This is a genomic window from Acidimicrobiales bacterium, from assembly GCA_036491125.1.
Taxonomy (GTDB): Bacteria; Actinomycetota; Acidimicrobiia; order Acidimicrobiales; family AC-9; genus AC-9.
In genome coordinates this window covers 1-10,393 of the sequence record DASXCO010000133.1, presented here as the reverse complement: position 1 = coordinate 10,393, position 10,393 = coordinate 1, and the positions used below count along the sequence as shown (strand labels likewise).

Genomic DNA, 10,393 nt, shown 5'->3' with positions numbered 1-10,393 from the left:
AAAGAGAGGCATGACCTCCTTGGCGAACAGCTCGTACGATCGCAGCGTCGCCAGGCGATCGGCCCAATCGTGGGCCATGAACAGATAGGTGCCGAAGCCGCCCGACTGGTCGATGAGCCTCTGGATCTGGGTGATCGCCATCTCCGGGGTGCCGATCACGGCGATGCCCGACGCGTTGAGCGAATCGACCAGCTCGGTCGAGTCGTCCGTCTCGGGGGCGAGTGACAGGGCAGCGACGCGTCGGAAGTAGTCGACCCACTCACCCACGCCGTAGCCGACCTCGGCGCGAGCCTGCTCATCGGTGGGAGCGAGGTGCATGGGTCCGACGAGTCGCCACCGGCGCCGGTCGACGCTCGTGCCGAACTCCGCGGCCCGCTCCTCCATGACGCCCCAGTGCGAACCCAGGACATCGAAGCCGCCGAGCGACGTGGCGCCGAGGGAAAGGAGGGCCAGACCGAAGCGTCCGGCGGCTCGCGGACCGGACGGTGACACCTGGGCCGCCACGGCCACCTCGAAGCGCGGATGGGTGTAGGGACGGAGCTGGAGTCGGGCGTCGCTGAGGGTGAACCAGTCGGTTGTGCGGGTGACGAGCTCGTCGCCCGCGAGCAGGGCAAGGATGGCCTCGAGGGACTCCTCCATCATCTCGCGCTGCCGCATCGGATCGATGCCCATCATGAAGGCATCGGACGGCAGCGCCCCAGGACCGACGCCGAGCATGACCCGGCCGCGCGTGAGATGGTCGAGCAGCACCATTCGATCGGCCAGCATGAGCGGATGGTGGTAAGGAAGAGAGCTGACCCCGGTGCCGAGCCGGATGTGCCGCGTGCGCTGGGCGGCGGCGGCGATGAACACCTCGGGGGAGGCGATGATCTCGAACCCGGCCGAGTGGTGCTCGCCGATCCATGCCTCGTCGAAGCCGAGCTCGTCGAGGCGGGTGATGAGCTCGAGGTCGCGCTCGAGAGCAAGAGTTGGGTTCTGACCGGCGGGGTGAAACGGGGCCAAGAACACGCCGAAGCGGAGAGGCCAGTCCATGGGGGGTGGTTCTACACCGGGAGGCGGGCCCCGGCAATGCGGAGTGGGAGCAGGCAGCCGAGGGTAGGAACTAGCACGCCGTAGCCCTACCGACGCACCACCCATGAGCGACCTCTTCGCTGCTCTCCCCGACGATGCGCGCCGCCGACTCCGGCCGGCCCCGCCGCCCGACTGGGTCCCGCCGATGCTGGCGACCCTGACGAACCGGCGGTTCTCGGATCCGGCGTGGCTGTTCGAGCGCAAGCTGGACGGGGAGCGGTGCTTCGGGTACCGGCGGGGAGGCGAGATCCGCCTGCTGTCGCGCGATCGCAAGCGAGTGGATGGCGCCTACCCCGAAGTGGCGGAGGCCCTGGGCCGCGAGGCGGAAACGGATCTCGTCGTCGACGGCGAGATCGTGGCCTTCGAGGACGGACAGACCAGCTTCGCTCGCCTCCAGCGGCGCACGCAGATACGAGACCGTGAGGAGGTCCGACGCAGCGATGTCGCCGTCTTCTACTACGTCTTCGACCTGCTGCATCTGGCCGGACACGACACCACCGACCTGCCGCTGCGTCTCCGCAAGGCGCTCCTGCGGCGCGCCGTGACCTACCGCGAGCCCCTGCGCTACAGCGTTCACCGCAACACTGACGGTGAGGCCTTCGACCAGGAGGCCTGCGGCCGCGGCTGGGAAGGGGTGGTCGCCAAGAAGGCCGACAGCCTCTATGTGGGTCGGCGCAGCCCGGACTGGCTCAAGTTCAAGTGCACCAACCAGCAGGAGGTGGTGGTCGGGGGCTTCACGGAACCAGCCGGGAGCCGCGTCGGCTTCGGCGCCCTCCTCATCGGCTTCTACTCCGGGAGGGACCTCGTCTTCGCCGGGAAGGTGGGCACCGGGTACGACGTCGAGACGCTGCTCGATCTCCGGCGGCGGCTCGAAGCCCTTCGCCAGGACGACCCTCCGTTCGTCGGAGTTCGAGCTCGCCAACCGGGCGTCCACTGGGTCCGTCCCGAGGTGGTTGCCCAGGTTGCGTTCACGGAGTGGACCGAGGATGGCAAACTGCGTCATCCGCGTTTTCTCGGCCTTCGCCGCGACAAGGATCCTGGCGAGGTCGTCCGGGAAGCGCCGGTCCGATAACCGTGACACGGCGGGGTCATATCCAGGGGGAGCCAGGGAGGACGGCGCGGTCTTCTGCCAACGTCGGCAGGAGACGGCCTGTGGCGGTCCTCAGCTCACCAGGTGTCGATGCACGGACGCTTCTTCCCCGCCCGGGCTGGAGGCGGCGGAGCCGAGTCGAGGGCGGCCGTGATCCATCGGCGCGACTCGGCCGGGTCGATCACGTCGTCGATCTCGAAATAGGTCGCCGTGTTGAGCGCCTTCCCGTGTCGGTACATGGCCGCGACCATCTCTTGGAACGTCTGCTCCCGGCGTTCGGGATCGTCGATCGCCTCCAGCTCGCGGCGGTAACCGAGGCGCACCGCACCCTCGAGACCCATGCCGCCGAACTCTCCGGTCGGCCAGGCCACGGTGAAGATCGGCGCCTTGAAGCTGCCGCCGGCCATGGCCTGGGCGCCGAGCCCGTAGCCCTTTCGCAACACGATGGTCAGCAACGGCACGGTCAGCGTGGACCCGATCACGAACATGCGGGCGCAGTGACGGACGCTCGCCTGCCTCTCCGAGTCCGGCCCCACCATGATGCCCGGTGTGTCGCACAGCGAGATCAGCGGCACGTCGAAGGCGTCGCAGAGCTGCATGAAGCGGGCCGCCTTGTCGGCGGCGGTCGCGTCGATGGCTCCACCCAGATGAGCGGGATTGTTGGCAATCACGCCGACAGGGCGTCCACCGACCCGGGCGAGGGCGGTGATCATGCCCGTCCCGAAGCCCTGGCGCAGCTCGAGCACCGAGCCCCGGTCGGCCAGCGTCGACAACACCTGTCTCACGTCGTAGGTGCGCAGCCGATCCTCGGGCACGATGTGACGAAGGCGGGCCTGGTCCGGCTCGTCCCACTCGGGCACCGCCCCACGGAAATATGACAGGTACTGCCGGGCCGCCGCGACCGCGGCCGCCTCGTCCGCCACGGCCACGTCCACCACGCCGTTGGGTACCTGGACCTCCATGGGTCCGATGGCGCCGGGGGGGTAGGCGCCCAACCCGCCCCCTTCGATCATCGCCGGACCGCCCATCCCGATGTTGGAGTTCGCGGTGGCGATGACCACGTCGCAACATCCGAGGATGGCGGCGTTGCCGGCGAAGCAGTAGCCGGAGTTGACAGCGACCAGCGGCACCAGGCCGCTCAAGCTGGCGAACAGGTGGAACGCCATGGTGTCGAGCCCGCTGACGCCGACGCCGTCGGTGTCCCCTGGCCGGCCGCCGCCTCCTTCGGTGAAGAACACGATCGGGAGGCGGAGAGTCTCGGCCAGCTCGAAGAGCCGGTCCTTCTTGCGGTGGTTCTGGAGGCCCTGGGTCCCGGCCAGCACGGTGTAGTCGTAGGACATGGCGATCGTCCGGTGGCCGTCGACCGTCCCGATCCCTGCCACCAGGCCGTCCGCCGGCGTCCGCCTGATCAGCTCGTCCACGTCACGGCGTCGCCGTTGGGCGGCGATGGCGAGCCCGCCGTACTCGACGAAGCTCCCGTCGTCGCAGAGGTCCTCGACGTTCTCCCGTGCCGTGCGCTGGCCGGTCTGCCGGCGTCGCTCTACGGCGTCCGGCCTGGCCTCGTCCTGTCCGAGGGCGTGGCGCTCGAGGACCTCGGCCAGATCGGCCCTGATCTGCTCAGAGGGCCCGGTCTGCTCCTCGCGCTCGTCGGCATCGACCACGGCGGCCTCTTCCACGACCACCAGTGCTTGGCCGGGCACCACGGTGTCGGCCACGGCGACCTCGATCTTCCGCACGAAGCCGGCCGCAGCCGCCTCGACGGGGTGCTGCATCTTCATCGACTCGAGGACGAGCACCGGCTGCCCGGTGCGCACGAGGTCGCCCTCGCCGACGTCGATGCTGACGACCGTCCCGTGGAGCGGCGACCCGATGGTGGGCATCGGTCTTCTGTCTAGCAGTTGTCCCTGGTCGGGCCGCCCTCGGCGCTCCATCGCGTGAGGGAGCAGCGTTTTCCCCTTCCGGGGTGACCTTCCCCTCTTGCGCGAGGGACGCTCGCTGCTGGTAACAAGGTGTAACGGATGAGTCTCAGACCGCCATGTCGTCATCGTCGAGCGACTGGGGCGGATCGCGTACCCGGGTTTGGCGATGAGGACATGGTCCCCTTGGGGGTGACGACGACCGTGAGCAACGGTCTCCACATGGTCACGGTCCGGGGAGATCTCGACTGCGCCACGGCACCAAGGCTTCGAGCCGCGCTCGAGGGTATGGACGCGCCGGGCCGGACCGTGCTGATCGACCTCAGCGCCACGGATTTCATGGACTGCGCCGGCGTCGGGGTCCTCGCGGCCTCACACCGGCGCCTGCGCGATCTCGGCGGTGAGCTCGTGCTCGAGGCGCCCAGCGAACCGGTGCGTCGGGTGCTCGACCTGACCGGGTTGCTCGACGTGATCACCGTGGCGGCCGGCGCCGTCTAGCTGGCCGGGGGACGGAGGCCGAACGCCAGCTGGGCAGCTCGGCGGACGGCGGCGACGACCGGCCCGACCTCGGTCAGAGGAGGAAAGGCGCCCTCGTCCATGGCCGGGACGAAGAGCCGCCCGGCGCCGCTTCCGTAGACGTACACGGGGTACGCGGCGGTCGACAGGGCAGTCGAGACGCCACTGGAGTAGGGGTGACGAAAGCCCGGGATCGGACCGCCGTCACCGACCACGGCCGTCGCATCCTCCGACGCGTCGAACCAGTAGGTGGCCATGCGGATCATGGGCGAGAGAAGGGGATCGGGCACGCCCATGTCTCGCAGCACGACGGTGTCGACCGACAGCGCGTCGGCGCCGGCATAGACCCGGTGTGGGGACACCGGGTGCCGGCAGCCCATCACGCCAAAGGGTCCCTGAGCGGCGTCATCGTAGGCGTCGACCACGCCCAGATCCGGCTCGAAGGCGTCGACCACCATCATGGTGGCCATCCGGTAGTGGAGTTGGCGGTCGGAGAAGACATAGCGATCCTGGCGCTCGCCGAGCCCTTCGAGTGAGGACAGGCAGAGGTGCCCGAGCTCGGAGGGGTTGGTGCGCAGCTTGGCGAGCACAAGACGCACGTCGGCGGTGCTCCAAGTGCGGCTGATGCACGACTGGGCTGTTCCTCGTAGGTACTCGAACGGGACCTGGTCCTGCGAGCAGTCGACGACGCGGTAGGCGGGCGAGTCGAAGCCGAAATACTTCGCCACCTCGGCGACCGACCGGTGCGCGTAGAAGCCGTCGTACAGCGTGGGTGCCTCCAGCACCGCCACGTCGCCGACGCCGTGCTCGGCCAGGTAGCGCGCCAGCTCGTCGACCAGGATCGGATCGACGAGCGTCGAGCGGTCACGGCGGTCGTAGCCGAGCATGAAGGCCGTCTTCACTGCCGCCCGGAGGGGCACGCCGGTAGAGGCCCTGGAGGCGATGAGCTCGGGCAGGCCCGCTCGATCGAGGACCTGGCGGAGGCTGGAGCGCTTGTCGGTCGACGAGCTTCCCCGCTCGACGTACACCGGCGCCCCGCTGGCGAAGCGACCGGGTCGAACCGACGCCGCGCGATCCCGCCCAGGCAGGAACCACTCTCCGATGGGGCGCAGTTCGTCGACGAGCGTCTCCCGAGTCCATCCGGTACGGAGGCGGTCGTCATCACCGAACGCCGCTGCCAGCACGGCGAAGACCCGACCGTGCCGGTGCTCATCGTCCACGACCTGCTCAGCCGCCTCGCGCTCCTCGTCGGTCGCGGCAAGATCGATGATGCGGGCCCAGCACAGCGCCGCGCTCCGCTCGAGCTCCACGTTGAGGCGACAGAACTTTCGGAACGGCCCGTAGTCGAGCTCCTGTCGCAGGGCGCTGCTCAGCCGACCCGTGAGGAGGCCGCCCAGGGTCAAAGACCGCGCCAGGGCAACGGCGACCGGGTGGTCTCGTACGTGGAGATGCTGGTCCGTGGCGCTGGCCCATCCTGACACTGCGCCGAAGAGCTGTTCGCCGTAGGTCAGCCCTCGCGTCCACACCGAGGCGCGGTGGAGGAGGACCCCCCGCACGTAGGCGGCGTGCATCTCCTCGTCCTGCCATACCCAGATGAGCGCCCGGCGCAGGAGATGACGCACCTCGGCGTCGAGGGGCATGCGGGCGACGCGCTGGGCGATCGCCCGCTCCCGATACGCGACGCTGACCAACTGCTCCCGCTCCAGGGCGAGGAACCAGAGGCGGCGCAGCTCCCACTCAGGGCGACCACGGTAACGGCGGCGCCACGTGGCGAGGAGGCGCTCCGACTCCTGGTAGATCTTGTCGAGGCGCCCGCTGCCAGACCGCGGTCGGACGTCCTCCGCAGCCAAGCTCTCCTCCTCGGTCAGGAGCTCGTCGATGCCGAGACCCTACCGCCGGGCGGAGCCGGCCGGAGACTACTGCGTCTGGCCCGAACCTGGTTGTCCGGTGGTCGGGTCGAGCATCAACCGACGCCCGTTCGCGTGCCCGGTGAAGTCGAAGAGGTTGGCGAGGCTTCCCGCCTTGGCGTCGAACGACTGGTTGCCGATCTGACCCAGGCCCCAGTTGTCCTCGGCGAACTTCAGGATCGACGACTGGTCGGTCACCGAGCTGTCCACGAAGTTCGTCTTGGCCCAGGGCGAGACGGCCAGGAGGGGCAGTCGCGGGCCGTAGCCGCACCGATCCTGGAAGGCGCCTGTCGGGGCCGTTCCGCACATGCCCGGGCCGGTGAGGGCGTCGGCCGAGGGATCGTTGGACTGGCTGACGATCGGACCCATGACGTGGTCGTACCACCCGTCGGAGTCGTCGTAGGCGAGCACCACGGCGGTCGACTTCCAGCTGTCGAGCTTCTGGAGGCTGTTGATGGTGTTGACCACGAAGTGCTGCTCGTCGAGCGGGTCCGAGTAGCCGGCGTGGCCGTCCTGGTACCTAGGGGCCTTGAGGAAGCTGACCGCCGGCAGGTGGCCGCCGTTGGCTGCGGCCCAGAAGTCCGAGGTGTCGTACTGGTGGTTGGCCTGGTCGGTCGAGCCGATGGCCGCGACCGAGGTCGGTGGCAGGTGATGCGGGTTGGCCGTGCTGGCGTAGTACTGGAAGGGCTCGTGGTGGGCGCTGTAGTCGGACACGCTGGCGCCACCGACGTTCGTGTGGGCGGTGCCACAGACGGCCTTCCCGTTGCTCTGGCCCGACGGCCGGAAGCCGCCTTCGAACCAACCCCACGTCAGCCTGTGGGCGTTGAGGAGATCACCGATGTTCGTGCCACTCGTGCCGATCGTCGTCCCGGCGGAGCAGTCGTCGTGGGCGGGATCGGCGTCGCCGATGACGGTGCCGTTGTTCACGACGTCGGGAAGCGTGGCGGGCGTCGCTCCGTGGGTCTGACCCGACACGAGGTTGAGGGCACCGGGCGTGGATGGCCCGAAGGTGGAGCCGAACGAGTTGTCGCTCATGGCGAAGTGCTGGGCATAGTTCCACAGCGCGGTGACGGTGTTGCCGTCGTAGTAGTCCATGACCAGATTGGCCGGCGCCTGATCGGGCGGTGAGCACGACTCGACCTGGGTGTTCTGGATGAATTTGTCCATGAGGCCGTGATCAAAAGCGTTCTGCTCGGGCGTGTAGTCGTGGTCCTGATCGCACGTCAGCGGGACCGACCGGTCGAGTCGCGACGGATTTGCGCCGTTGGGGTTGGCTGTCAGCAGGGCCGGGGTGAACCCGTTGACGGCCGGTGTCCCGGCGCCGGCCCTGAAGGACGGCTCGCCAGGAGGGTTGGTGGCGTTGGGATAGGTGCCGAAGTAGTGATCGAAGGACACGTTCTCCTGGAAGATCACGACCAGGTGCTTGATCGGCGTGGTCGTCGCCGCCTCGTCCGGTGAGGAGTCCCCCGGCGCTGCCGACCCTTGGGCGGCCGAGCCGAGGGTAGCGACGAGAGCGGTCGCGGCGACGGTGACGGCCGCGATCTTGAGGTTCCCAACGTGCGTCAATCTTCGCATGGCGCGGCACGCTACGGCCCGACTGTGACCAGTTTATGGCGATATCGGGGCATCAAGGTGAACGCGAGGCAAAGAGTGGTTGGGCGGTCGTGTGGATGCTGAGAGTGGAATCCGTTTCGTCACACGGCACGCAGGATGTTCGCGAACGGTTCATCTGCCCTGTCGGTCGCGTTCATCGCGGCGCAAGGGGCCCACCGCACACTGGAGACATGGCGGCACTGGCGGCGCTCGAGCGAACCCGGCCAGGTCTCACCACAGCCCCCTCCAGCACCCTCGCCATCTTCGACCTGGACCGGACGCTGATCCCCGGTTCCAGCCTCGTCCACCTCGGCCGGGCCCTGGCCCGACGAGGCCTCCTGAGTCCCTGGACCCTGCCGCAGCACGTGGCCCGCAACCTCGTGTTCCAGCGCTGCGGGGCCAGCGAGTCCAAGGTGGAGCGCCTGCGGGACAGCATGCTGGGGGCTTTCTCGGGCACTCCGCAGGCCCCGCTGCTTCCAGCCGTCATGGAGGTCGCGACCGACGTCGCCGCCAACGTCTATTCCGGTGCCCGCTGGCTGCTCGAGCAGCACCTCGAGCGCGGCGACTTCTGCGTGGTCCTGTCCGCAAGTCCGCACGAGCTGGTGACGGCTGTGAGCTCCCTGCTCGGTGCGCACCGGGGAGTCGGCACCGTGGCCGAGGTGGTCGACGGTTGCTACACGGGTCGACTGGCCGGACCGTTCTGCCAGGGTCGAGGCAAGCTCGATCGTCTCGCCCAGGAGGTCGGACCCGTGCAGCTCACCGAGGCCGCGGCCTACTCGGACTCCGCCTCCGATCTCGTGCTGCTCCGCTCCTGCCGTCGCCCCGTCGCCGTCAACCCGGACCGGGCGCTGCGAGCCGCGGCCCGAGCGTCGGGTTGGCCGATCCTGCGCTTCAACTGAGTCACCGGCCGCTCGCCTGCGGTCGCGCCCGACCTCAGCGGAAGTAGATGATCATCGCACCGCCGAAGAGGACGCAGTAGATAGCGAAGGGCCACAGCTTGCGGGTCTCGAAGTAGCGCATGAGGAACCGCACGGTTAGGTAGGCGGCCACGCCGGCGACGAGGCTGGCCGCCAGGATCTGGCCACGTACGCCGTCGCCGTTGTGACCGAGGAAATCCGTTGGGAGCTTGTAAAGCCCGGCGGCCAGGATTATCGGCGTGGCCAGCAGGAAGGAGAAGCGCGCCGCGTCCTCGTAGTCGAGCCCGCGGACCAGGCCGGCGACCATCGTGATGCCTGACCGGCTGATCCCGGCCAACAGGGCGAAGACCTGGGCGACGCCGATGACGCCGGACTCTCGGAAATCGAGCGTGTCGAGCCGCCGGGCCGGCGCCCTCGCTGCCCCCGGGGCTTCTACGGGCTGGTGCGCCTCGGCCCGTCGCCGGGCTGCGTCGCCGACGAACAGGATCAGGCCGTTGATCACGAGGAACCCGGCGGCGGCGATGGGCTTGGCGAACACGGTCCGGAACAGCCTCTCGAACACCAGCCCGGCGATCCCAGCGGGGATGGTGGCCACGATCAGGAGCCAGGCCAGGCGCTCGTCGGCCGTCTCGATGCGCCGGGTGCGAAGGGTCACGAAGAACCCTCTGATGATCCGGACCCACTGGTCGCGGAAATAGATGAGGAGCGCGATGGCCGTGGCCACGTGCATGCCGACGAGGAAGGCCAGGAAGAACGACTCCTTGGCCGACTGGGCCTGGACCACGCTGTGCCACCCGAACAGCGCCGGGAAGATCACCGTGTGGCCCAGGCTGGAGATCGGGAACAGCTCGGTGATCCCCTGCAGTAGCCCCAGGATGACAGCCTGAAGATAGCTCAGCACGATCGCAGTCCCCTTGCTCGTCCGTGACCCAGCGCAGGCGGGCGGGCCGGCACTGATTACGCATGATCGACGGGGAGATCGTAGGCCAAGTCACTGGTCGGGGAGCCCCGCCAGCAAGCTGGCGGGGCTCGGTGCCCGACGACTACGAGTGGTGGATCGCGCTGAGGCCGCGGGCGGTCAACGCCTGGCGGTCTTCTTCGCTGCCTTCTTCTTCACCGTCTTCTTGGCCGCGGGCCGCTTGGCCGGCGACTTCTTCGCCGTGGCCTTCCGACCCGTTGACTTCTTGGCCGCCGCCTTCTTGCTCGCCGTCTTCTTCGCCGGGGCGGCCGAGCCATCCAGCACGCCACGCCCTAGCTTGGGCGCCTGGGAGGGGTTGAGCACGGAGTCCTTGAAGCCCTTGAGCGCCGTGATACGGGCCCGCTTGGACGCCTTGATCCGGATCTGCTCGCCGGTCGCAGGATTGCGGCCCCAACGAGCCGCCC

9 protein-coding genes are annotated in these 10,393 nt (G+C 68.8%); 3 read left to right on the top strand and 6 right to left on the bottom strand.

The window, feature by feature from the left end; genetic code table 11:
• Positions 1 to 1,032, bottom strand: a 1,032-nt coding sequence (locus VGF64_11015; protein HEY1635280.1) for an LLM class flavin-dependent oxidoreductase, incomplete at its 3' end; no start/stop codon positions are given.
• Between the two features lie 103 nt (positions 1,033 to 1,135).
• On the opposite strand from VGF64_11015, the gene ligD reads away from it, so the two are divergent.
• Complete coding sequence (ligD, locus tag VGF64_11010) at positions 1,136 to 2,143, top strand: non-homologous end-joining DNA ligase (protein HEY1635279.1); 1,008 nt, start codon at positions 1,136 to 1,138, stop codon at positions 2,141 to 2,143.
• A gap of 95 nt (positions 2,144 to 2,238) precedes the next feature.
• Here ligD and VGF64_11005 read toward each other — a convergent pair whose 3' ends face one another.
• Positions 2,239 to 4,041, bottom strand: a complete 1,803-nt coding sequence (locus VGF64_11005) for a carboxyl transferase domain-containing protein (GenBank protein ID HEY1635278.1) — start codon at positions 4,039 to 4,041, stop codon at positions 2,239 to 2,241.
• Between the two features lie 213 nt (positions 4,042 to 4,254).
• Between VGF64_11005 and VGF64_11000 the strand changes: the two genes are divergently transcribed.
• Complete coding sequence (locus tag VGF64_11000) at positions 4,255 to 4,575, top strand: STAS domain-containing protein (protein ID HEY1635277.1); 321 nt, start codon at positions 4,255 to 4,257, stop codon at positions 4,573 to 4,575.
• Here VGF64_11000 and VGF64_10995 read toward each other — a convergent pair.
• Entirely contained in the window at positions 4,572 to 6,443 is a 1,872-nt protein-coding gene (locus VGF64_10995; GenBank protein HEY1635276.1) for a DUF362 domain-containing protein, read from the bottom strand. The genes VGF64_11000 and VGF64_10995 overlap by 4 nt on opposite strands.
• A gap of 66 nt (positions 6,444 to 6,509) precedes the next feature.
• Entirely contained in the window at positions 6,510 to 8,075 is a 1,566-nt protein-coding gene (locus tag VGF64_10990; GenBank protein ID HEY1635275.1) for an alkaline phosphatase family protein, read from the bottom strand.
• 209 nt (positions 8,076 to 8,284) lie between these two features.
• Between VGF64_10990 and VGF64_10985 the strand changes: the two genes are divergently transcribed.
• Positions 8,285 to 8,992 (top strand): HAD-IB family hydrolase, encoded by a 708-nt coding sequence (locus tag VGF64_10985; protein HEY1635274.1) that lies wholly within the window; start codon positions 8,285 to 8,287, stop codon positions 8,990 to 8,992.
• Positions 8,993 to 9,026: 34 nt separating this feature from the next.
• Here the strand turns inward: VGF64_10985 and VGF64_10980 are convergent, their stop codons facing one another.
• The gene (locus VGF64_10980; GenBank protein HEY1635273.1) at positions 9,027 to 9,911 is read right to left on the bottom strand and encodes an undecaprenyl-diphosphate phosphatase; all 885 of its coding nucleotides are present in this window, start codon (positions 9,909 to 9,911) and stop codon (positions 9,027 to 9,029) included.
• A gap of 177 nt (positions 9,912 to 10,088) precedes the next feature.
• Positions 10,089 to 10,393, bottom strand: a 305-nt coding sequence (locus VGF64_10975) for an HU family DNA-binding protein (GenBank protein HEY1635272.1), incomplete at its 5' end; no start/stop codon positions are given.

Bases quoted from the DNA above. Each gene is read 5' to 3' on its own strand.
- ligD (HEY1635279.1), top strand. From the start codon at position 1,136: ATGAGCGACCTCTTCGCTGCTCTCCCCGACGATGCGCGCCGCCGACTC.
- VGF64_11005 (HEY1635278.1), bottom strand. From the start codon at position 4,041: ATGCCCACCATCGGGTCGCCGCTCCACGGGACGGTCGTCAGCATCGAC.
- VGF64_11000 (HEY1635277.1), top strand. From the start codon at position 4,255: ATGGTCCCCTTGGGGGTGACGACGACCGTGAGCAACGGTCTCCACATG.
- VGF64_10990 (HEY1635275.1), bottom strand. From the start codon at position 8,075: ATGCGAAGATTGACGCACGTTGGGAACCTCAAGATCGCGGCCGTCACC.
- VGF64_10985 (HEY1635274.1), top strand. From the start codon at position 8,285: ATGGCGGCACTGGCGGCGCTCGAGCGAACCCGGCCAGGTCTCACCACA.